Raw genomic sequence first — 21,044 nt, 5'->3', positions numbered from 1 at the left:
CCGTATTCAACCGGCCCAGCCCTCGCTTCCGATCCAGCGCAGGGCCGTCAGGGAGGGCATGAACATGTATTCGCCTCCTCGCAGACGGTTGAAGGTTGTCACCCCGTCGATGCGGCGGCGCACCGGATCGGCCGGAATGGTGAACCTGCCCGGCTCCTCATGCAGACCGACAATCGGATCTGGCTCGGTGCCGAGGTCGATGAAGTTGCCGCGGTTGATCCACTCCTGTTGCAGGAACTCCACCGTGTCATAGGCCCGCGCGCTGATGAAGATGAAGAACAGGCCGCGTTCGTCCGGCCTGTCTTCCGCCGCCGTCACGTCCGGTGTCCATTTCGGACCGAAGGTCGAGGATCGCCGGATGATGCGGTGGATGTTCTCGTCTGTCAGGATGGTCAAGTCGCCGCCGCGCGGGTTCATGCGGCGCATATGACTGGAATGCGGACAAACGAACCCCCTTACGTCACCCTTGAAATCGAAATCGTTGTTGCGCTGCCGGTCCGCGCCAAGGTCCGGATCGTCCCTGGCCGGTGATAGTGGCAGCGGCGCGCCCGAACGCCAGCGGCCGAACATCTTGGCGGCCAAGGCATGCTGCGCCTCTGCGTCCCCGTCTGTGCACGCAGAAACTCGTTGAAGGCGCCGACGCGGCTGTCATATTTGCGCAGCACGACGAAGGAGCCGTTTCGCCCCAGAGGATCGGGCGAAGGCATCGAGATGGGCTCGCCGGTCTCGCTGTTTTCGCCCAGAACGAATTCCCCGGCGGCGATGGCGCGCTCCTGCCCGGCTGCGGATCGACACCGGCGCCCGCCACCGTCGGCTGCGAGATGGAATCGCGAAAGCCGAACGGGTTTTCGGCATCCTCGTCGGCGCCGAACTCATGCGTGCCCACGAGCGTGACGCCGGTCGAGGCGTCGAACTCGGCCATCGCCTTTTCCACGGCAACATCCAGCGCGGGCTTGTCTGCGGCATAGATCGTCAGCGCGATGTGGCAGGTGTCGTTCCTGTAGGCGTCCTCCCAGGTCTCGGGCGCGTTTTCGCCGAAATCATGAAGCTGGGTCGCGCGCCCCGCCATGCCCTGCCGGAAGGCTAGCGGGAAGGAGGCCAAAGAGTCCTCGGGCAGGCCGAGCGCCTTAAGCCCGGCATGGCTGATCGCGACGCCGGTCCAGGCGCTGAGATCGTCGGCCCAGTCGCTGGCCGAGGGAATATATTCAGCCAGCCGGGCGATCAGGTCGCGCCCGCCCTCCGCCTCGTCCACATGCAGCATCGCATGGATGCCCACATAGGGCTCGGGTCGCGAGCGCAGGATCAGGGCCTGGATATCGTCGAGCTGGAGCGTGACCCGGTCGCGACGGAAACGGTCTTTCAGGTGTTTGAAGAAGCTCATCAGTAATCGACCCCCTGCGGAACGGCGATGGCTTCGGACAGCTTCGCGAGCGCCTTGTGCGTCGTCGCGTCCATTTCGGCATTGGCCGACATGGCGTCGAGGAATTCCTCTACTGCCTTGTCCATCCGCTGGTAGCGGCGCACATCCACGACGCTCACCTGCGGATTGGCAACGAACCAGCCCGCCGCGTCGATCTGGTGTCCGGCGATGAAATCCTTCACCTTGGGTGAGGTGATGCCGGGCCAGCCTTCGACATTGGCGAAGAGCAGGTCCATCAGTTCCGGGATCTTGGTCGCGAAATCGTTGATATAGGTGTCCCAGTCGCCGTCATAGGCGGTGGCAAAGATGATACGCGTATCGTTGTCGAAAAAGACGAAGCGCATGTTGTGCAGGGTCGAGACCCTTTGTGCACCATCGAAATTTCCGTTCGTCAGGTTGAAGAGACGGCGCAGGCGATCGGCTCCGCCGGGCTTGAGATCGGCGATCGCCGTCAGTTCCGAAACATTGCCCGACTGCCGCCCGGCGCGCCCTGCGGATTTCGAGCTACCTTCGAACAGCGGATTGTGGTCGCGGATCAGACTGTTGATCTTGATCTGGGCCAGCGTCGGCGCGTCCGCCGCGATCTCCCTGGCGATGCGGCGGAACTCGGCGAGCCGGGACTCGTCGCCCAGACGCGGGTCTTTGGTATCGTTCGACATGAGTGGGGTCTCCTGCTTGGTCGAATGTGTCGGTCAGTCGGGAATATCGGCCAGTGCCGATGGCTCGGCGCGCGGCACGGCATTCAGCCGGTGTCGCTGCGCGGAAGAGGATTCATAGGCCGCCTTGCGCACGCGCATGATCGAGCCCAGCGGACGATGCGCAGCCACGCCGTTCCAGGGATTGAAGGCCAGATGGTCGTCGCCGTGGACTCGCCGGGCCGGCGACAGCACGTCCTGCGGCTCGAACTGCAGGGTCGCGATCGGTACATGCGGCGAGGCGTCGGGATCCCACAGGATGGCGGCGTCCTCGACCGGCATGTTTTCGGCATCGGTGCAAAGCTGGGCGCGCAGTTCGTAGCTCGCGCCGGCGCGTGCGAAATGCGCCGCCACCGCATCGGCCATCGCCGAGAAGCCGTCGCCGACCTCTTGCCCGGTCAGCACCGCGACCTCGCCCTGCGGCGCTAGCGACAGCTTGGCGATGTAGTCGCCGTAGCGGATCGCGGCCTGGGTGTGGAAGGTCTCGCCCAGCACATGCGCCCGGTCGCGGGCGAGGCCCTGGAGCGTTGCGCCGGGCGTCGCGCCCACGGCCTTGACGAGACCCCGCACTCCGCGTGCGGTGGCGGCCGTGGCTTTCTGCACCGCCTCGGGCGCTTGCGCCCTGCGTTCGAGAAGCGTGAGCATCTTTTTGTATTTCTGCACGGTTCCGAAGGCGAGGATGGGAAAGTTCACCATCAGAAAATCCTGATTGGCGCCGCCAAGCTCGGGCACGAGACGTTCGCCCTCAACACCGATGATCTTGATCGCGAAGCCGCGCGGTTCGGGAATGGAGTCACTATGGATATCGCCGGGCGCCGAGGACAGCCGTGCCACCACCTCGTATTCGCGCGGGGCGGCGAAAATCCCCTGTGCCAGTTCAGGTACCAGCCCGTCATGCACCGCCATCCGCCCTTGAGGACCGCATGGCTCTTGGCGTGCGCGTCGCGATGGGCGTGCCGATGACGCTCGGCGTTGCGAGCCTGCGCCGCCGCCATATGGGAGACGATGTCACGGACGATGCGTTCTTCATCCGGCTGGAGCGTCTCGGTCGTTTCCGTATAGGGTATGAACAAATCTTGTGTCCCGCGTTCTTGCAACATGCAGGAGAAAGCCGGACATGTCCGAAGGCTTTCTCGCGCGCTTTGCGTCTTCGTGGCGTAAACGCACGGATCGATTTCAGGTTTCATGTGATATTCGAAATTTTTCCGCCAAAGCTGGAAAGTGAGTTCACCGTCGGAGAGCGGGAGCTCTTAAATCGGACAGTGGCGAGAGCGAGGATACAGCACCCGCCTGAGTGTGCCGGGCCGCGAGGGAGGCATAGGCCGCAATTTGGGAATATGCCTTTACTGCGGCGATCCTGCCAGAGTTGCTGTAGTCGATATCAATGCGGAAGCCAAGTTCCGGCACTGTCTAAAAAAGCCCGAAGGTCTCGCTGGTGAAATGCCTTTGACATTCGTTGGAAATTTTCCCAGATTCCGCACCTCGTCTTTCTATTTCAGACTGGGAAGTGCCTGATGAAGTTCAGTTGTCGCAGGGCGTAAACAAGGGCATCGACATGAGCGAGGCTGTGAAGCCCGATCTTGCGGTCCTAACGGTTCAGCTTTGAGCGCCTATGTTAGAAACAATGCCGTGCCAGGCAGCGAGCTTGCCAATATGATTCGGACGACGAAGGCGGCTCCGTCGGAGGATGCAAAGCCTGAGGCGCCGCCGGAACCCGAGTACGTGCCAACCGTCTCCGTTAAGACAAGTCTGGAGTCGCGTGATCACATTGGCCTTCTCCAAGGCAGGCCCTGCAAGAGCCTGAAACGGCATCTGGCGATACGGGCTTACATCAGAGGAGTACCGCTTCCGGTTCAAGCGGCCGGGCGATTGTCCGATGGTAGCCCAGGATATTCCGAACAACGCCGGCAAGCGGCGAAGCGGCTCGGGCTCGGGAGGAAAAACGCGGACGGCCGATGTGTAGCAGAGTGCGGTTAATTCGAAATCTACGAGAAAGGTCGGCACCCCAGCCAGGTCGGCAGCTTCGGGAGCGATGCACATTCGGAGTGTTGGAAAAGGAAAGTGGGGGCGTGTCGCAAATTCTTTTGGTTAACTAGCTGTTGACCACAACGGTGGAAATTCAGCTCCCGATGTAGCGGAGCGTAGCCATGATTCTGAATGCCATTGCCGAAAAGCTGAAGCGCCAGTCGAAGGACGATTTCAAAGGGCGGCATTTCGAGGCATGGCTGATCGTGCAGGCAGTGACATGGTATCTACGGTATCCGCTCAGCTACAGAGATCTCGAGGAGATGTTCCGCGAGCGCGGCTTCGAGGTCGACCATAGTACAATCAACCGCTGGGTCCTCGCCTATGCACCTGTAATCGAGAAGCGCCTACGCCAGTTTCGCCGACCGCATTGTGGCTCAGTCAGGATTGACGAGACCTACGTCAAGATCCGGGGCAAGTGGCGATACCTGTACCGCGCCATCGACAAGCACGGAAACCCGGTCGACTTCTTGCTCACCGCGAAGCGCGATCTCGACGCCGCCAAGCGCTTCTTCCGTAAGATGCTCAAGGATGAGCCGCTACTATCGCCGGGTAAGATCGGTACAGATGGCGCTAACACGTTTCCTTCAACGATCAAAACAGCCATCGATGACGGGCTCCTGCATCCGAGCCCGGTACATTATGTCACGAAGCACCTCCAGCAAGGCATCGAGAGCGACCACTTCCGGGTCAAGAAGAACATGCCCAAGATCGGCTGCTTCCAGTCATTCAAAACGGCGCGCCGGACGATCGCTGGGTTCGAAGCGATGTTGTGGCTGCGCAAAGGCTTCGGCTTTTCCGGCGACTGGACAATCAACGACCAGAATGACCTGCTCGGGCGCCTCTTCGGACTTCAAAAGGTTAACAAAGCGTGAAAATGCCACCGTTCGCGGGTAGTCTCAGCCTACTGCAAGGTTTGCGACAAGCCCTTTATCATGTCGGCGCCATCATCCGCCTGAATGAACTGGGCTTCCTGCCGCGTCTCTCCGAGATCGCGAGCGTTTCTGGCGGATCAATTACAGCCGGGCTTCTCGCACTGCGCTGGCAGAACCTGCGCTTCGACGAGTACGGCCGCGCCACCAATCTCGATGAGGTTTTCGTCGCGCCGCTGCTGCGCTTCGCCGGAAAAGGTATAGACATCCGGGCTATTCTCTACGGCCTCATCCCCGGATGCAGCGCGGCCGACAGCCTGGTCCGCACGTATGACCGCCACCTGTTTGCGGGCGCCTGCTTGCAGGACATCACGGATTCCCCGCGCTTTACCTTTATGGCCACGAACCTGCAGACCGGCAGCGGCTGGCGCTTTGCCAAAGGCTATGCCGCCGACTACCGCGTGGGGCTTATCGATAGGCCTGTCATCCCGCTTGCATGCGTCGTGGCTGCCTCGTCAGCCTTCCCGCCTTTTTTGTCGCCCGTGCGAATTGACCTTTCCCAACAGGCAGTACAGAAGACCGCCGGCGCCGACCTCCATCGGGAGCCTTTTATCTCGACGGCGGTCCTTTCCGATGGCGGCGTCTACGACAATCTCGGTCTTGAGCGTGTGTGGAAAAGATGCCGCACGGTCCTTGTCAGCAACGCGGGTCGCCCGATACCCGAGATCGGCCAACCTTCAGGGAAATGGGTAGGTCAACTGTTCCGTACGCTTAGCCTTATTCAGCAGCAGGCCGAACACTCGCGCCTCCGTCTGCTGTTCGGCATGTCCAATCAGGGGCAGCGAAATGTCGCCTATTGGAGCATCGACACGGCATTATCTCAATATGGACTCCTAGACGCGCTGCCCCTGTCTTCAAGGGATGTGGAAGCGGTAGCGCGGCTGCGCACGCGTTTGAATCACTTTTCGGTTGCAGAGCGGCAGTTACTCCTTAGAGCTGGCTACGCTGGAGCAGATGCGTCACTTCGAGCTCGTGGGTTAGCTCGCAACACGCCCGCGGCTAGTTTCGATTTCATGTCCTCAATTGCAGTCCAGAACTTCGCTGAACCTAATGGGAATGGCCAACTTGGATCTTCTGTGTAGTTTCGCTCACCGCTTTCCGCTCTTGGCCGCAGCCTTACTTGACCGCGATCAACACAAGCGGCGAAACTTTCGCGAGGAATCAATCACTGACATACTTATGGCAGGCCTAGTGCCTTTTGAGCCCTTCGGGATCCATGTTGACTTTCCTCGCGATGAGTCAGTCACGGGCGAGGACATGGACTGGGAATTCGTGAATGAAAAGGCCACTGACGGCCGTCGATATCTGCGCCTGCACATTCAGGCAAAGCGAGCCATAACCAATAACAGCAAGAGAAATCCTTACTGGTACTATCGAGAGCTCGATCATGCACTGCTACCTCCCGTTGCGAGCGGCAAAGGAGGAGCTGCAGGTACCTCAACGAGTACGGCGCCAACCAAGCTATACGGTCAACAGCACACTACTCTCATCAATGAAGCAGCGAAAACTCCAGGCTGCGTCCCGATATACATGCTCTACAATCCTGGAGCTGCGGAAGAGGCGAGGAATGGCAAACTGCCGGCAGTGGAAGGCGTAAATTGGATCTTTGCTGACAAAATCCCAAAAAAGGTAACGATAGGACGGTGGCCGGTCGCAGAAAAGAAGCTGACGAAGTTACGGCCCCATTTTCATCCGCTGCAAGAGCTACTCTGCTTTGGCCACGGCAAAGTCTTTCGGTTCCCTACAAATGGAGCAACCGGCTTCACGCTATTGTACGAGCAGTCAGGCTGTCCCACCCCTGCCGAGCTCAGTGACCGGCTCAATAGGCTTCGTGCGCCTGTGGACGATTCAGCGGAGGCACTAAACACGATCGCTGCGGCTGAGGACATTCCTGTTCTCACTCTTGAGGCGATCCGATCTGCCCGTGGCGGACGCAAGGGACTAGCGGACATTCCAAGACCTCGGATCATATTCAATTCGAGCGGTCTTGAGTTTGAACACCTCAGAAGCTGACCTTAAGCCTTCTATACCGGCCTGTGCCGATAGGCAGGTTACATCCTCTCCTGACATTTGGAATGCTCCATTTGGGTATACGTGCTGAGACAGCATCCGTGAGACATATTCAGTGTGTCATTTGGACGATCTTCGCGTTTTGAGACGCGGCGTCCCGAGCGTCTAGAAGTAAATGAGACGAAATTCGGCAAGAGCAGCCCTAGGCGGGTAGGGGCGGCTAAACTGCAAGCTGATCAGGAGATTCTAGCACAAACCGTCTTGAAATTATCCATGATTTCAGCAGCTTAACAAAAATCAGATAAGCAAATTTATGGAACTTCAATGAGACATCGAGACGGTTACAAGCGCAGTCGCACCAGTCGAGCTGGGCGACACCATGACGCCGCCGGGAATGAACACTGCTGTTGCTCGCACGGCAAGGCTTAGGTTAGGCTGATTGCTGATCTTGGATCGTGGTTGAAACCCTTGTCCCGATACAGTGCCTGCCAGCATGACGAGACTTAAATGCCAAGGGACGCGACCGCTCGTCCGGAGGCGCAAGGGGTGGACCCAGCGGCATGGAAGAGATCCAATGATCATCGAGCTTGGCCACTATGCCCTGGTACTGGCACTCGCCACGTGTCTTGTCGTTTCCATTTTGCCCGTGATCGGCGCCCGGCGCGGTGACGCAGCAATGATGGCGGTGGGTACCGCCGGCACCTATGCAATGTTCATGCTCGTCGCCTTTTCCTTCGCGGCCCTCACCTACGGCTACGTCTTCTCCGACTTCTCGGTGCAGAACGTCTTTGAGAATTCCCACTCTCTCAAGCCGATGATCTACAAGGTATCCGGTGTCTGGGGAAACCATGAAGGCTCGATGTTGCTCTGGGTGCTGATTCTGACGCTGTTCAGCGCCATGGTCGCCTTTTTCGGCACCAATCTGCCGGACCGGCTGAAAGCGAATGTGCTGGCCGTACAGGCCTGGATCACGACGGCCTTCACGCTCTTCATTCTTCTGACTTCCAACCCCTTTATCCGCCTGTCGCCGATCCCGGCGGAGGGTCGGGACCTGAATCCGGTCCTTCAAGATATTGGTCTCGCGATCCATCCGCCGCTGCTCTATCTCGGCTATGTCGGCTTCTCGGTTTGCTTCTCGTTCGCGATCGCAGCATTGATGGACGGACGCATCGATGCCGCCTGGGCTCGCTGGGTTAGGCCCTGGACGCTGGCTGCCTGGGTGTTCCTGACGGCCGGCATCGCCATGGGCTCCTACTGGGCCTATTACGAGCTTGGCTGGGGTGGCTGGTGGTTCTGGGATCCGGTCGAGAACGCCTCCTTCATGCCCTGGCTGGCGGGCACGGCCCTTCTGCATTCGGCGCTCGTGATGGAAAAGCGCGATGCGCTGAAGATCTGGACGGTGCTGCTCGCCATCATCGCTTTTTCGCTGTCGCTGCTCGGCACCTTCCTGGTGCGCTCGGGCGTGCTGACCTCGGTGCACGCCTTTGCAAACGACCCGACCCGCGGCGTCTTTATTCTCGGCATCCTCGTGATCTTCATCGGCGGAGCGTTTACGCTCTTTGCGCTGCGTGCGCCGATGCTCAAGGCCGGCGGCCTATTCCAGCCGATCTCGCGGGAAGGGGCACTTGTCGTTAACAACCTGATCCTCACCGTTTCCATGGCGTCCGTTCTGATCGGGACGCTCTATCCGCTGCTGCTGGAAACGCTGACGGGTGAAAAGATCTCGGTCGGCCCGCCCTTCTTCAACATCACCTTCGGGCTCTTGATGATCCCGCTTCTGCTGGCGGTGCCCTTCGGCCCCTTCCTTGCCTGGAAGCGCGGCGATGTGCTCGGTGCCCTGCAGCGCCTGTACGTGGCGGCAGCGCTCTCGCTCGTTCTCGGTCTTGGCCTCTGGTACATGCAGAACGGCGGGCCGGTCATGGCCGTCGCTGGTCTCGCGCTGGCCTTCTTCGTCATGGGCGGAGCGATCGCCGACCTCTGGTATCGCGCAGGCTTCGGCAAACATCCGATGTCGATCGCCTGGAGCCGCCTGAAGGGCCTGCCGCGTTCGTCCTTCGGCACGGCGCTCGCCCATTTCGGGCTGGGCGTGACCGTGCTCGGCGTCGTGGCCGTCACCACCTTCGAGACGGAGACCGTGGTCGAGATGAAACCGGGCATGACGGCTGAGGCAGGCGGTTATGTCGTGACCTTCGATGGCATCCGTGCAGCGACCGGACCGAACTACACCGAGGACCAGGGGCACTTCACGATCCGCGAGGGCGGTGTCGAGGTAGCCGATGTCTGGTCGTCGAAGCGGCTCTACACGGCCCGCCAGATGCCGACGACGGAAGCCGGCATCGTCACCTTCGGATTCAGCCAGCTCTACATCTCGCTGGGTGACCCAATAGCCGCCGGGGGCATTGTCGTACGTGTCTGGTGGAAGCCGTGGATCCTCTGTATCTGGTCCGGTGCCATCGTGATGATGGCTGGTGGCATCGTCTCGCTCTCTGATCGCCGTTTGCGAGTCGGCGCGCCAAAGCGAAACAAGGCCTCGGTACGGCCGTCGTTAGGGGTCAGCTGAGTGCACGAACAGACGGGCCCCTCCGCTTCCTGCGCGAATTAGACGGAGGCGCCATCCCGGCCCGGCACGAGGCGTGCTTACATTCTTCAGGCAGCCCTGCTCGGCCCAAATTTCGGTGCCAGACGAATGTAAGCCAACTGGCTCAGCAGTTCGATCAGTGTCTGCGTAACAATTATTGCCGGAAGGACCGGTACAGCACCCGGGACAGCGAAAGCCAGCGGTAGGACGACCAGAGAATTGCGCGTGGCAGCACTGAATGCGACGGCACGGCCCGCTGGCGCATCAAGCCGGAACAACTTACTCACACCCCACCCCGACAAGGGCGCAGCAACCGCGTATGCCACGTATATTGGCACGACACGGAAAGTGGCATCGAGTGCGTGGCCGAGTTGCGGTACGACGGCAGCAACCACGACGAGGAGTACGAACGCTGTCGCAGGAACCGGAAGCAGCCGCAAAACCGCCGACGCATGCTCCCCGACCACACTTCGGCCGGCCCAGAACTGGATAAGGACGGCGAAGACAAGCGGGACTGCGATCAGCCAGACGAACGCGTGGAAAAATGGTCCTGCTTTGATGAGGGACCCTTCCTCGGGACCGAGGAAAACGCTCAAATAGACTGGCAACAGTAGCATTTGGGCGATCAGGAGCGCGGGTGTTGCTGCCAGCAGGAGACGGGCGTCGGCGCGGCCAAGATGGGAGAACGTAACGACATAGTCGATGCATGGGGCGAGAAGGACCAGCAATACGCCAAGCCGGATCATAGGATCGGGCGGAAGAAACGGGACGAGCACTCCCACCAGCACAGGCATGACGACAAAGTTCACCAGTAGCAGGACGCCAAGGAAGCGGAACCGCGCACGGGTCATCCGAAGTTCCGCAAGCGGAACCTGAAGGAAGGTCACAAACAACATGAACGCCAGCGACGGATTTATGCCGATCTCAAGTGCGGCTGTTCCGGAGATCGAGAGAGCCGCCAGAGCGCCAAGGACAACCGCGCCAAAGTAGATCTGGACCTGATTATTTTCGAGGGTGTCACGGAGGGTCAACGGAGCGCTTTCAGTTTTCATTTCAGGCCGGACAAAGCTAGCCAGGTCTGAGGACTATGGCCACCCTCACTACCCGGTGGTTTAGTCTTCGAACACTTCTGAGGCCAGCTCATTGCAGACAGCAAAAGCGCTGCGGGCCTGGAAAACTGGACAGGGAGTCGGACAGAAAATTCCGATTTCCAGCAGCATCTGAAGTCTACCCCTATATGCCGCCAGTCGCTGGAATTGAGTAAGTCGACCTGCGCCATAGATCAGCGTGACAGTTTGAAAGAGCTGGGGATAGGCCGATCCAGGTGCGTGTCAGGCTTTGCTGTATTCATGCGCTGTCCTCTGCCTTTCCATAGTAAACAGGCATGAAACTGCTGATGACTTCAATTGGATTGTTCTCCAATTTTCGGGATCCGGACAGTTATCCGATTTATACGCCACCATGCGAAGACCGACAGGAGGAGCATTGCGGCAAGTAAGACAATACTTGCAAAGCCCCAGCCGGTTTCCACCGCCTCCTCTATCTGTGCGCCGAAAACAAAGCCCGTTGAAACCAGGCAGACGGTCCAAATTATTGCTGATCCTGCATTCAGAACTGTAAACTTTGCCCATGACATTGATCCGAGACCAACCGGAAGCGCGCCGATGGTCCGCATACCCTTGGGATATCTGTAAAGAAAGATGTAGGCCCAGCCGTACTTTGCAACTAGGATTTTCGCGGCCGCATAGGCCTTTTCGGCAAAAGGCCACCTCGTTAACCACGCATCCCCGTATCGTCTCGCGATAAAGAACCGTGCTTCGTCCCCGAGATAGCCGCCGGCAAAGGTCACCGCTAAAACAAGGGACAAGTCCAAAGCTTGTGTTTGAGCCGCATAGCCCGCGAACAACGGGAGACTACCGCTTTTCAGCATGCAGTATGCGAAAAGCAGGATGTACATCCATGTCCCGTATTCTCGTACTAGATCAGACAAACCGTCCATATCGCTTCACCAAATCAAATCGCAGGCACAAACAGAAACTCTTTTGTGTACGATCTACACGATCTATCGGATGTTTTCCGTCGCATGGCCTGCCTGGTGAGTGCACGACCATCGGACATCTGGTTCAGTTTCGCATAGCCCGGGCACGAGCTGAGGCTTCCGGTGTTTTCCGACAGCCTCTACATGACAGCGCCAGGGGAATGCGGATAATCGGAGTCAGCTCCTACAGGGCACAGGCCTCGCATGCCTGGCCTCACGACTTCAGGCCGCTGAACTGTCGGTGGGGACTTCACGGTTTTCTCCGCCTATGCCTCAGAGAAGCGAGGCAGGCTGGTAACGACGATGGGGGTTTTGCCTGGCACTCGACCATACAAGTCGACCACGTCCTGATTGATCATCCGGACACACCCTGAGGATACCGACTTGCCGATCGTCCACCATTCTGGCGATCCATGGATGCGGTAAAGCGTGTCTTCGCCATTCTGGAAAATGTAAAGCGCACGCGCGCCCAATGGATTCTTGAGGCCAGGTGGCATACCGCCATTGGCAATGCTGTAGGGCGCAAGTTCCGGCTGTCGAACGACCATCTCGTCAGGTGGCGTCCAGCGCGGCCACTGACGTTTGTACTGAATGACCCCCTTGCCCGACCATTCGAACCCCTGCCGGCCGAGACCGACCCCGTATCGCATCGCCTGTCCGCCCTCGTAAGTCAGGTAGAGAAAATAGTTGGCCGTATCCACGACCAATGTGCCTGGCCGCTCTCCAGTCGGATCACTCACCATCTGCCGGTAATAGCGCTTGGCGATCTTCTGGTAGGGTATAGCAGGCAGCGGGAACTGTTCGTTCAGTATCGGTCCATAGGTGGTTTCCAGAACTGGATGGGATATGGGTACGATTTCAGACTGTGTCGTCTCTGCGGTCGTTGCCGAGCAGCCAGTCAATACAGCCGCCGCTGCCCCAGCCCCCCGATAACGAAGCCTCGTCGTGTCAATTTGCCAGACTGCAATGTATTTCCTCTCGACGGTTGAAGTTCTGGCTTACGAGCCGGTCATCAGATTTCGGATTTTCTTCATGCGAACCTCGCGGGATTCATGCATGTCGAGCGTTCCTTTGAAGCTACCATTGGCGTCCATCATGTATACGCCAGCCGTATGGTCCATTGTGTAGCTTCCATCTTCGGTCGGAACCTTGCGTGCGTAGGCGGAGAAAGCTTTGACAGCCGTCGCTGTTTGCTCCGGCGTTCCCCGAAGGGCAAGGATTCGACGGTCGAAGGATGTCATGTACTCGTTGAGCAACTGCTGAGTATCTCTCTCTGGGTCAACGCTGATGAAAACAACGTTGAAACCGCTCGCAGCGGGCCCGAGTTCATTCATCAGGTCACTCAGCTCGAACAGCGTTGTGGGGCAGATGTCAGGGCAGTGGGTAAAGCCAAAGAACGCCAAATACGGCTTTCCCTTGAGGACAGCGTTATCGATCACTTGGCCCCGGTGCGAAACCAACTCAAATGGGCGACCGATCGAAGGGGTAGAGGACGCGTCCGGCTCACCAACACGTTTGCCGCCACCCGACTGCAGCAAATAACCTATAATCAGTAGCAATGTGAAGATCGCAACCACACACCACGCCACAACTCGAAACGCTCTGAGAGCTTTCATCTAATTCCCTGCCGACATTCACCCTGAAGAGCCCTTTGGAGTACTCCTAATCCCTCTAGTAGCTTGAGGTTCAAGGCTAATGGCGGAGAAAATCGAAATTCTCCTCAGTCGTTTCGCTGTCATCCACATCAGACAGAAGCGGAAATTTCGGTCGCACAGAAAGCGCCCTTGACCCTCAAGCTACTAGAGGTTTCATACTGACGAGCATCAATGAGCGACAGGAATGGCAGATAAGTGGTGAAAACTAACGACGGCGCATGGCTTGCGATCTTCAGCGCGTGGATAATTGCCATGGGTTCGACGTTGGGCGCACTGTTTATCGGTGAGGTCATGGGGCAAGCGCCATGCGATCTCTGTTGGCACCAACGAGCCTTCATGTTTCCACTGGCAGTGCTGCTCGCAGTCGCCGCTTTCCGCTCTGATGCCCGTGCCTGGATCTATGCCGTTCCGCTGGCAGCGGCGGGATGGTCGATCGCGGCATTTCACAACCTTCTTTATTTCAACATCATCCCCACGGCCATCAAGCCTTGCGGCCAGGGGCCATCCTGCTCGGGCGCGGGTATGCTCCTCTTTGGAACCCTGCCCATTCCGCTCCTGTCGCTTGGTGCATTTACTGTCATCATCGTCCTACTTCTAATCGTGCGCCGGAGAACACCAGCATGAACAGACGCACTTTCGTTATCGCTTCGGCTTCGGCCGCGATTGCCGTTTTCGCAGGAGGCGCGGCCCTCTATGATGGGCTTACGCCAGACGCGGAGCCAGCGCCCTCTACAATGCCGGGGAACAATACCCTCGTCAGAATGCACTCGCCGGTCATGGGGCCGGTTTCGGCGCCTGTGACAATTGTCGAATTTTTTGATCCGTCTTGTGAGGCATGCCGGGCCTTTTATCCGCTCGTGAAGCAGATGATGACGCAGACCGGAAATGACGTGCGACTTGTCCTGCGATACACCGTATTCCACGAAGGTTCCGATGATGCAGTGCGCATATTGGAGGCCGCGCGCAAACAAAACCTGTTTGAACCGGTCCTAGAAGCGATACTGGAACAGCAGCCTGTCTGGGCCGATCATGGCAAACCAGATCTAGAAAAGGCATGGCAGATCGCGGCGATGGCCGGACTTGATGTCGAGCAGGGAAAGAAGGATGCGGCCTCCCCAGCGATCGACAATATTCTCGCCCAGGATATGGCCGATGTTCAGGCCAACAATGTGAAACAGACCCCGACATTTTTCGTGAACGAAAAGCCTCTCACAGAGTTCAGCCCGCAAGGTCTTTTCACTATGCTGAAAGCTGAAATCGATGCCAGCAAGGCAGGATCCTGACTTCGGAGACCGGACCGGAATTCATGAGCGGACATCACCACGATCATGAAGCAGATGCAGGAGACAAGCGTATAGGGGGAGCAATTCTCGTCAACGTGCTCCTTACTTTTGCGCAGATTGTCGGCGGCATCTTCTCCGGCAGTCTTTCCCTGATCGCGGATGCGCTCCACAACTTCAGTGACGCTGCATCACTTGTGATTGCGTATGGTGCACGTCGGATCGCGCGCCGTCCTTCTGACGAAAAGATGACGTTCGGCTATGTTCGCGCCGAAATCGTCGCATCGCTGATCAACTACACGACTTTGATCGTCATTGGTCTCTATCTCGTGTATGAAGCGGTCATGCGGTTCATCACACCTGCGCCGATCGAAGGGTGGACGGTCGTGATCGTCGCAGGCATCGCGCTCGTCATCGATTTGACCACAGCCATGCTCACCTACACCCTTTCAAAAACCAGCATGAATATCCGGGCCGCTTTCTTGCACAATGTGTCGGACGCCCTTGGATCGGTGGGTGTTATCATCGCCGGCACGCTTGTGCTGATATACGGCTGGACATGGATTGACCCAGCGGTCACCCTCATGATCGCAGGCTACATACTCTGGCAGGCCTTCGCTGAGATCGGAGGATCGATCCGGATCCTGATGATGGCGGCGCCTGAGGACGTAAATGTGAACGAACTTGTTTCAGACATGCGTTCCGTCGAAGGCGTCCAGGAGGTGCACCATGTCCATGTGTGGCGGATCGATGAAGATCACAAGGCATTGCAAGCGCATCTCGTTGTGACGGATTTATCTCTGCGCAGTGCTGCTGAAGTGAAAGCCGCAGTGCGAAAAATCCTGCGGGACAGGCGCGGTATCGACCACAGCACTCTGGAGATCGAAACGCCAGAGGACGGTTGCGAAGACGGCCTGCAGGTCATCGGTCATAATGTTGTAGAAACCTGAGACTAGAGGCTTCGCAGGCACCGTTGACGGATATGCTCAACGATGAAGGCCGCATCGTCAGCCACACCCGCGATCAGGCCAGAGGCACGGTTCCGCTGCCATGGACGTCCTACATAGTAGAGACCGTCAACAGGCGAAATCCCGTTGGAGTGAATTGGGGCAGCCCGAGCATCCACCGCACCTTCGACTTCAATCCAAGGGAGCTCATCGGCATAGCCTGTCGCCCAAACTATGGATCTGATGTTCTCGCTCGATCCGTCGGCGAAACTTACCCTGCGATCATGGATCGCAGCCAGTCTCGGCTTCAGGATTACCCCCGACCGCCTGAGTGAAGCATCGTCATTGCCGCGAACAGGGAATGGATCCTCACGCCTCATCCTTCGTCCGATGATCCCCTGCGCGGATGCCTGGAGAAGGCCGAGCTGCCCCAGCCATACCCACAAACTGCGTCCGAGGACCTTCTCCGGTAAAAGTCTGCGCTTTCGCCCGCGTGCAAGCAGCACCTTTTGAAACCCAGCCATCGCGATTGCCACGTCCCTGCCACTCGCGCCATCTCCGACTACAAGAACAGGGCCTTCCGCCACCGAGCCCGGATTGCGGAACTCGGTTACGTGCATCTGCTGAATGTCAGCAGGTAGCAATTTCGACAATCCAGGAATTCGCGGTGTTGAAAATGCCCCCGTGGCAACGATGACAATATGACTTGTGAGACGATTGCCGTCTTGCGTTGACGCCACAAAGAGACTGCCTGCCTTCTCAAGTCGGACGACCTTCTTCGAACTGCTGACCGGAATTTTATGGAAGGAAGCATACCGCCGCAGATAGTCAGCAAACTCATCCTTTCCAGCATAGCCATTTGCATCACCAACCAGGGGCATACCCGAGAGCGCGCTGATGCAGCGAGGTGTAAAAAGTGTGAGGCTGTCATATCTGTTGCGCCAGCTGTCGCCGATTTTTGTGCCAGCATCAACAATCAAGAAGCTCAGGCCCTTCCTCTTCAAGGCGTATGCCGCAGCGAGCCCGGCTTGCCCCGCCCCTATAATCAGGATGTTGGTCCGCATTGTATTCTCCTCAAGCAAGATCGTCGTTACCCATCAACGGCTGGGGAGGTTACGGTTCCGTTGGGTTCAGGCCTTGCCTCTCGACCAATATGCGAGAAGCTCAAGAAAAACACCGCCACAACAAAAATCGTGAGCACTGCCAACACAATCCAGTTATTGCGTCGTATCTTCTTAATCCGCTCATCGGGCTGGGCCATAATTCAATCTCCCGCACTTGGGGTAGTCACCCCGTCGCCGGACCTGGCCTTCTTTTTCTCGAAGGGGTCAGCCAGCGCCGCATCTGGTCTGCTAACCGGATATTTTGTGCCCGAGATGCGAGCCGCAAGTCGGGCCGGACCCTCTTTCTTAAGGAGTGCGCGGAAACTTGGATGCATCCCGCCATCCACATAGGACGACACCGTGGAGCCGCCGGCCTGTTGAAGCGCAGCCTCAAGCCTTTGGGTTTCTTCGGCCATGCGGGCTATCAGAGCAGGATCAGGAGAAGCGGCGCTTGCGGGGCAAGCCTCCAGTGGGTCAAGGGGCTCTCCGCCCACGAACTCTTTGTTGAACATGTAGCGGCGACCACACACCGAGACTTTTGGTTGCTGACGGGTCAGTTCGAAATAGTCGTATCCCTCCTTCAGAGTCCGCCAGAACGACAGGTTTTGATTGTCTTTGTGCAGCGCCATGTTTTCCGTCGTCATCCGGAAAGGATAGGCCTGAACCTGGAACCGCTCCTGTCCCGATGAAAGTGCCTTGGCGACGATTGCATATATCTCACCAACGCCCTGGTCTGTCAGCGCAAAGCAACCGGAAGAGGAGCAAGCACCGTGGACCATCAGCGCCTCGCCGGTATAGCCGAGTGCCGTCTCAAGCCTGTTTGGATAGCCCAGGTTGAAAGATACATAGTACTGCGATTTAGGATTCAGCATGCCTTTTGAAACGTGGTAAAATCCCTCTGGCGCTTGGCGGTCACCTTCCTTGACCTTGGGACCTAGCTTCCCGGACCACCTGCACATCGGATATGTCTTGAGCAACGCGTAGCGCCCACTTCGGTCGATCTTCCAGACCTCGAGCTCGCTTTCCTGCTTGAAGATCCTGATCAGGACGGGGCTTTCTGCTGCCATCCCCTTCTTTGACATCTCTGCCAGCATCTTGCTCGACAGTTCGGGGGCCATGCTGGACAGGTCGTCTAGCCCCATGTCTGAAACACATCCGGATAGGGGGATAGCTATAAGGGCTCCAAGGCAGGCATTCCGCGCGATCAGAAGTGCTCGCTGATTCAAATTCTGAAACCAATTCATTTCGTCACTCTTCGCGCTTTCAATGAAACCGTGCCGACATCACCAATAAGGTGCCGAGCGCACCACGGCAGCCGGCAATACAGGAAGGGGGGCACGACCGCACGACGCCGCATCGAACAAACCCTTAGCCACCGGTACAAATATAGGACCTCAAGTAACTAGAGCTACAAGGGGCAGCCCCAGGAAAGGCTAAACGCTCCTCCCACCCAACCATCTACTCATCTTTGGGCACGGGACCAGGCACAACATCGAGCAGAGATTTATCAACCAGGGGGGTTACCTTCATTGGGTTTGCTCCGGAGGTGCGCATCCGCTCCAGATCTGCTGCAGTGAGGTAATCGAGCTTGGTGATCAGAGTTTTATAGTAGGCTTGCAGACCAATCCGCTTGTTCATCCGCGCCACCAGATCTAACCTTAAGGCATCGGCGGCGAATTCGGGGTCTGTGAGCACCGGTCCAGACAACAGTGTCGCGATCAATTCGTCCGTCAGTTCTGCCTCCGGGCTGGGACTAGCACGCAGTGCCTCGTCATTTGCGGTCAACGTCACTTCTGCAACGACGTAACCGTCGACCTTTCTCTCCCGAATAATCGGGACGGTCACCATCGCCGATTTGACCACCTCATGTTCGGTTAGCCCGGGAGACTGCGTCTCAACCTGTTTGGGCGCTGGGGCCCACTGGAAACCAGCGTAGACAGCAACCAAGCACACCAAGACACACCACGCTCCGGAGCATGCAATCTTCCACATTTACTAATCTCCATGAGGATCAACCGGAGCTACGCCGGGATCCTCCACCGATCGCTGTGCTGCCATCGCATTCAGGCGTGATTGGACAGTGCTCGATCCCTTAGTCGATGAGAGCCGCTCTCAAGCCGCGTGTTGGACATAGTCCAACGCAGCAGACACCTGGTTACGATCTCCGGGCGGTATTAACGGTAAGATCAGGCTCGGGGAGGAGGATCAAGGGGATCAATGCCTGCAAAGACACGGAACCGATTTGGTGAAACTCTGTAGGCAGAGAGCATTCGTTCCGAAATTGCAGCGCTTTCCTGCAGGCAAGCCAGAAGCTCGTGAGAATGCTCGACCAGATGCTGGCATTTCGCGTGGGTACCAGCAGACGCAGTCCCTTGATGGACGGTTCTGGATATCGTCGCCCCGGAGATGAGATCCCGTGCGACTGATCCATGCGGACTCACAATAGCGACTGCCAACAGCAGTGCCATACACAAAATCCGAATCGATTTTCCAAGCCGCGACATCATCACACGTCACAATTAACCTGTCTGAGATTGCCTGAAGCTGGTGCACAGGCACCGCCGCACAATGGAGGACGCAGACAATAAGAATTGATTTCCCCATATGTGACCATAGCCTCTAGAGTCGAGATATGATCGGTTCAGTCGCACATATCTCGAAAAAACTTGGCATGATCGCTGCGTTTTCGCTGGTGGGATTTGTGTTCGTCAAGGCTGTTTTTGCCGTCGTTTGCTGGGGCATAGGACATGACTCCTTCGAGGCCATCGCGGGCATCGTCTCATCCATCGGCCTTGGGGGCTGGATCGGCATAGAGGCCTATCTGTCGTTCACAAGCTGGCGATCTCATAAAAAAGTGCCTGAATTCGACACAGGCCGATAAAATTGCACTGAATTTCTTTGCGTGATGATCGTGTTCGATCCGCATAACTCGTCCCAACACATAGGGACGAGTTATGACCTTCAGATTCCTGCTCGCAATTTTCGCCATAACGTTCATTTCGACAGGCGCCGCTTGGAAACCGGAAGCGGCAACATGGGATTCCATGCCTGTCGCCGGGGCGACGTCGCAACCGATCGGCCACTTCGAATTTTGTAAAAGATATCCCGAAGAATGCCAGCCTAACGCTGCAGATCGCGCACGCCTGAAGCTCACAGAGGAAATCTGGAATAGCCTCGTTGAGGTCAACCAGGTCGTCAATACAATTCCGGCTATCGAGGATATCGAGATCTATGGCGTCGAGGAATTTTGGAATTATCCTACCACCGCAGCCGACTGCGAGGACTTTGCTCTGCTGAAGCGCAAGCTTTTGATGAGGCGCGGGATCGCGGTCTCCAATCTGCTGATCACAGTTGTACTTCAACCGGACGGATCCGGGCATGCTGTTTTGACGGTGCGGTCGGAAATAGGCGATTTCATTCTCGACAACTTGCGTGGTGAAATCAGAAATTGGTCGGAAACAGAATATACATATCTCAAGCGTCAGGATTCCCGCAATCCTGGCAAATGGGTGAAGATCAGGGACGGTCGAGACACAACAGCGGTCAGCGGCATTCGCTAATCGAGGTGACAAATTAGACCGGCCGATCCTGCAGCAGTCAGCCGGGTGCCTGACGAGGTGAAACCTCGCAATGATTGGCGCCCCAGCTCAGATGATGAGCCCCGGCCGCCACTACACTTTTCCTTGATGCAGCAACTGGCACAAAATTTTGCACTTGAAGCTCTAGTTCCTAGAGGCCGCATGGCAAACCAAGTGAGCGTGAAATCCCGCTCGCGGCCAATCTGCCAAATCGTAGCGAATGTAAGAGTGTGCTCAGTCTGGAACCGAAAATGCTGTTCTCGAAAAAAGCCATGTTCAGGCTTACCGTCATCGTCCTCGGGGTTACCGCAATCTGCGGTATCGATCTGTCCGTCAAATTCGTCATGGCGGAGCTTCTGGCAACCCCGACTGGAACAATCGAGTTGACCTCTTTTTTCAACCTGAAACTCACCTATAACACGGGCGTTAGCTTCGGGTTATTTTCGGACACCATCGTGTCAGCGCCCCGTTTGTTCGCCACACTTCAAGGGGCATCGTAGTCGGACTCGTCATTTGGGCAGTATTCGCCAACAGTGTCCTGGAGGGAATGGCCATAACGGCAATGGCTGGGGGTGCGAGCGGAAATGTGGTTGATCGTTTGATGAACTTGAGGGTTACCGACTATTTGGATTTCCACGCCTCCGGGTGGTCATGGCCTGCCTTCAATATTGCAGATGTGTTCATCGTTTGCGGTGCCATTGTCCTTGTGGCGGCGTCGGTAGTTCAGACGAAAAACGAGCATGCGTCCACGAACTCCTGACGGGGTGCGGCGCAAGGAAAAGG

At 57.5% G+C, this 21,044-nt stretch carries 21 protein-coding genes and 2 pseudogenes; 12 read left to right on the top strand and 11 right to left on the bottom strand.

Features of this window, described 5'->3' with window-relative positions; all coding sequences use genetic code 11:
* Nucleotides 1-6: 6 nt before the first annotated feature.
* From G3A56_RS26535 to G3A56_RS26525, 3 genes and pseudogenes are all read right to left on the bottom strand, one after another.
* A pseudogene (locus tag G3A56_RS26535) lies at nt 7-1,381 on the bottom strand (Dyp-type peroxidase).
* On the bottom strand, nt 1,381-2,079 hold the full coding sequence (locus tag G3A56_RS26530) for a hypothetical protein (RefSeq protein WP_011983004.1): 699 nt from the start codon (nt 2,077-2,079) through the stop codon (nt 1,381-1,383). The pseudogene G3A56_RS26535 and the gene G3A56_RS26530 overlap by 1 nt, the downstream one beginning before the upstream one ends.
* A gap of 33 nt (nt 2,080-2,112) precedes the next feature.
* A pseudogene (locus tag G3A56_RS26525) lies at nt 2,113-3,215 on the bottom strand (catalase family protein).
* Nucleotides 3,216-3,768: 553 nt separating this feature from the next.
* On the opposite strand from G3A56_RS26525, the gene G3A56_RS29715 reads away from it, so the two are divergent.
* The 5 genes from G3A56_RS29715 (at nt 3,769) to G3A56_RS26500 (ending at nt 9,642) form a co-directional block, all read left to right on the top strand.
* The gene (locus G3A56_RS29715; protein ID WP_210210116.1) at nt 3,769-4,092 is read left to right on the top strand and encodes a MucR family transcriptional regulator; all 324 of its coding nucleotides are present in this window, start codon (nt 3,769-3,771) and stop codon (nt 4,090-4,092) included.
* 170 nt (nt 4,093-4,262) lie between these two features.
* Nucleotides 4,263-5,015, top strand: a complete 753-nt coding sequence (locus tag G3A56_RS26515; protein WP_035228067.1) for an IS6 family transposase — start codon at nt 4,263-4,265, stop codon at nt 5,013-5,015.
* 2 nt (nt 5,016-5,017) lie between these two features.
* Nucleotides 5,018-6,154: a patatin-like phospholipase family protein gene (locus G3A56_RS26510; protein WP_246231470.1), complete on the top strand. Its 1,137-nt coding sequence runs from the start codon at nt 5,018-5,020 to the stop codon at nt 6,152-6,154.
* Nucleotides 6,123-7,085: a DUF6615 family protein gene (locus G3A56_RS26505; RefSeq protein ID WP_343044307.1), complete on the top strand. Its 963-nt coding sequence runs from the start codon at nt 6,123-6,125 to the stop codon at nt 7,083-7,085. Before G3A56_RS26510 ends, G3A56_RS26505 begins: the two co-directional genes overlap by 32 nt.
* A 571-nt stretch (nt 7,086-7,656) precedes the next feature.
* Nucleotides 7,657-9,642, top strand: coding sequence for a heme lyase CcmF/NrfE family subunit (locus G3A56_RS26500; RefSeq protein WP_137039956.1), 1,986 nt, complete (start codon nt 7,657-7,659; stop codon nt 9,640-9,642).
* 86 nt (nt 9,643-9,728) lie between these two features.
* On the opposite strand, the gene G3A56_RS26495 is transcribed toward G3A56_RS26500, so the two are convergent.
* From G3A56_RS26495 to G3A56_RS26480, 4 genes are all read right to left on the bottom strand, one after another.
* Entirely contained in the window at nt 9,729-10,691 is a 963-nt protein-coding gene (locus tag G3A56_RS26495) for an arsenic resistance protein (RefSeq protein WP_318283705.1), read from the bottom strand.
* A gap of 371 nt (nt 10,692-11,062) precedes the next feature.
* On the bottom strand, nt 11,063-11,617 hold the full coding sequence (locus tag G3A56_RS26490) for a DedA family protein (protein ID WP_246231459.1): 555 nt from the start codon (nt 11,615-11,617) through the stop codon (nt 11,063-11,065).
* A gap of 347 nt (nt 11,618-11,964) precedes the next feature.
* Nucleotides 11,965-12,546 carry a L,D-transpeptidase gene (locus G3A56_RS26485; RefSeq protein WP_425503398.1) on the bottom strand — a complete coding sequence of 194 codons (582 nt, stop codon included), beginning with the start codon at nt 12,544-12,546 and terminating at the stop codon, nt 11,965-11,967.
* Between the two features lie 150 nt (nt 12,547-12,696).
* Nucleotides 12,697-13,314, bottom strand: coding sequence for an SCO family protein (locus G3A56_RS26480; protein ID WP_072495074.1), 618 nt, complete (start codon nt 13,312-13,314; stop codon nt 12,697-12,699).
* A 234-nt stretch (nt 13,315-13,548) separates the two neighbouring features.
* Between G3A56_RS26480 and G3A56_RS26475 the strand changes: the two genes are divergently transcribed.
* The 3 genes from G3A56_RS26475 to G3A56_RS26465 are packed head-to-tail and all read left to right on the top strand — an operon-like array spanning nt 13,549 to nt 15,583.
* Nucleotides 13,549-13,977 (top strand): disulfide bond formation protein B, encoded by a 429-nt coding sequence (locus G3A56_RS26475; protein ID WP_072495073.1) that lies wholly within the window; start codon nt 13,549-13,551, stop codon nt 13,975-13,977.
* Nucleotides 13,974-14,636 carry a DsbA family protein gene (locus G3A56_RS26470; RefSeq protein WP_080823606.1) on the top strand — a complete coding sequence of 221 codons (663 nt, stop codon included), beginning with the start codon at nt 13,974-13,976 and terminating at the stop codon, nt 14,634-14,636. Before G3A56_RS26475 ends, G3A56_RS26470 begins: the two co-directional genes overlap by 4 nt.
* A 23-nt stretch (nt 14,637-14,659) precedes the next feature.
* Nucleotides 14,660-15,583, top strand: coding sequence for a cation diffusion facilitator family transporter (locus G3A56_RS26465; protein ID WP_137039962.1), 924 nt, complete (start codon nt 14,660-14,662; stop codon nt 15,581-15,583).
* A 2-nt stretch (nt 15,584-15,585) separates the two neighbouring features.
* Here G3A56_RS26465 and G3A56_RS26460 read toward each other — a convergent pair whose 3' ends face one another.
* The 4 genes from G3A56_RS26460 to G3A56_RS26445 all read right to left on the bottom strand — a co-directional run bounded on the left by G3A56_RS26460 (nt 15,586) and on the right by G3A56_RS26445 (nt 18,675).
* A complete protein-coding gene (locus G3A56_RS26460) occupies nt 15,586-16,644 on the bottom strand; it encodes a flavin-containing monooxygenase (protein ID WP_164056921.1) in 1,059 nt (352 codons plus the stop codon).
* 26 nt (nt 16,645-16,670) lie between these two features.
* Nucleotides 16,671-16,841, bottom strand: a complete 171-nt coding sequence (locus G3A56_RS26455) for a hypothetical protein (RefSeq protein ID WP_157951666.1) — start codon at nt 16,839-16,841, stop codon at nt 16,671-16,673.
* 3 nt (nt 16,842-16,844) lie between these two features.
* Nucleotides 16,845-17,927, bottom strand: coding sequence for a L,D-transpeptidase family protein (locus G3A56_RS26450; RefSeq protein WP_107341865.1), 1,083 nt, complete (start codon nt 17,925-17,927; stop codon nt 16,845-16,847).
* Between the two features lie 214 nt (nt 17,928-18,141).
* The gene (locus G3A56_RS26445; protein WP_037094253.1) at nt 18,142-18,675 is read right to left on the bottom strand and encodes a hypothetical protein; all 534 of its coding nucleotides are present in this window, start codon (nt 18,673-18,675) and stop codon (nt 18,142-18,144) included.
* A gap of 679 nt (nt 18,676-19,354) precedes the next feature.
* Between G3A56_RS26445 and G3A56_RS26440 the strand changes: the two genes are divergently transcribed.
* From G3A56_RS26440 to G3A56_RS29135, 4 genes are all read left to right on the top strand, one after another.
* Complete coding sequence (locus G3A56_RS26440) at nt 19,355-19,564, top strand: hypothetical protein (protein ID WP_137039963.1); 210 nt, start codon at nt 19,355-19,357, stop codon at nt 19,562-19,564.
* A gap of 73 nt (nt 19,565-19,637) precedes the next feature.
* Nucleotides 19,638-20,243, top strand: a complete 606-nt coding sequence (locus G3A56_RS26435) for a transglutaminase-like cysteine peptidase (RefSeq protein WP_037094250.1) — start codon at nt 19,638-19,640, stop codon at nt 20,241-20,243.
* Nucleotides 20,244-20,512: 269 nt separating this feature from the next.
* Nucleotides 20,513-20,761 (top strand): signal peptidase II, encoded by a 249-nt coding sequence (locus G3A56_RS29140; protein ID WP_246231458.1) that lies wholly within the window; start codon nt 20,513-20,515, stop codon nt 20,759-20,761.
* Nucleotides 20,701-21,021, top strand: coding sequence for a signal peptidase II (locus tag G3A56_RS29135; RefSeq protein WP_343044313.1), 321 nt, complete (start codon nt 20,701-20,703; stop codon nt 21,019-21,021). Before G3A56_RS29140 ends, G3A56_RS29135 begins: the two co-directional genes overlap by 61 nt.
* Nucleotides 21,022-21,044: the final 23 nt, after the last annotated feature.

The sequence above is a fragment of the Rhizobium oryzihabitans genome (assembly GCF_010669145.1).
Lineage (GTDB): Bacteria > Pseudomonadota > Alphaproteobacteria > Rhizobiales > Rhizobiaceae > Agrobacterium > Agrobacterium oryzihabitans.
Note: the sequence above shows the minus strand (reverse complement) of the source record. Positions and strands in the feature narration are given on the sequence as shown.

Coding starts and splice junctions, on each gene's coding strand:
- G3A56_RS26530 (WP_011983004.1), bottom strand. CDS start 2,079: ATGTCGAACGATACCAAAGACCCGCGTCTGGGCGACGAGTCCCGGCTC.
- G3A56_RS29715 (WP_210210116.1), top strand. CDS start 3,769: ATGATTCGGACGACGAAGGCGGCTCCGTCGGAGGATGCAAAGCCTGAG.
- G3A56_RS26515 (WP_035228067.1), top strand. CDS start 4,263: ATGATTCTGAATGCCATTGCCGAAAAGCTGAAGCGCCAGTCGAAGGAC.
- G3A56_RS26510 (WP_246231470.1), top strand. CDS start 5,018: ATGCCACCGTTCGCGGGTAGTCTCAGCCTACTGCAAGGTTTGCGACAA.
- G3A56_RS26505 (WP_343044307.1), top strand. CDS start 6,123: ATGGGAATGGCCAACTTGGATCTTCTGTGTAGTTTCGCTCACCGCTTT.
- G3A56_RS26500 (WP_137039956.1), top strand. CDS start 7,657: ATGATCATCGAGCTTGGCCACTATGCCCTGGTACTGGCACTCGCCACG.
- G3A56_RS26490 (WP_246231459.1), bottom strand. CDS start 11,617: ATGTACATCCTGCTTTTCGCATACTGCATGCTGAAAAGCGGTAGTCTC.
- G3A56_RS26480 (WP_072495074.1), bottom strand. CDS start 13,314: ATGAAAGCTCTCAGAGCGTTTCGAGTTGTGGCGTGGTGTGTGGTTGCG.
- G3A56_RS26470 (WP_080823606.1), top strand. CDS start 13,974: ATGAACAGACGCACTTTCGTTATCGCTTCGGCTTCGGCCGCGATTGCC.
- G3A56_RS26465 (WP_137039962.1), top strand. CDS start 14,660: ATGAGCGGACATCACCACGATCATGAAGCAGATGCAGGAGACAAGCGT.
- G3A56_RS26460 (WP_164056921.1), bottom strand. CDS start 16,644: ATGCGGACCAACATCCTGATTATAGGGGCGGGGCAAGCCGGGCTCGCT.
- G3A56_RS26455 (WP_157951666.1), bottom strand. CDS start 16,841: ATGGCCCAGCCCGATGAGCGGATTAAGAAGATACGACGCAATAACTGG.
- G3A56_RS26450 (WP_107341865.1), bottom strand. CDS start 17,927: ATGAATTGGTTTCAGAATTTGAATCAGCGAGCACTTCTGATCGCGCGG.
- G3A56_RS26445 (WP_037094253.1), bottom strand. CDS start 18,675: ATGTGGAAGATTGCATGCTCCGGAGCGTGGTGTGTCTTGGTGTGCTTG.
- G3A56_RS26440 (WP_137039963.1), top strand. CDS start 19,355: ATGATCGCTGCGTTTTCGCTGGTGGGATTTGTGTTCGTCAAGGCTGTT.
- G3A56_RS26435 (WP_037094250.1), top strand. CDS start 19,638: ATGACCTTCAGATTCCTGCTCGCAATTTTCGCCATAACGTTCATTTCG.
- G3A56_RS29140 (WP_246231458.1), top strand. CDS start 20,513: ATGCTGTTCTCGAAAAAAGCCATGTTCAGGCTTACCGTCATCGTCCTC.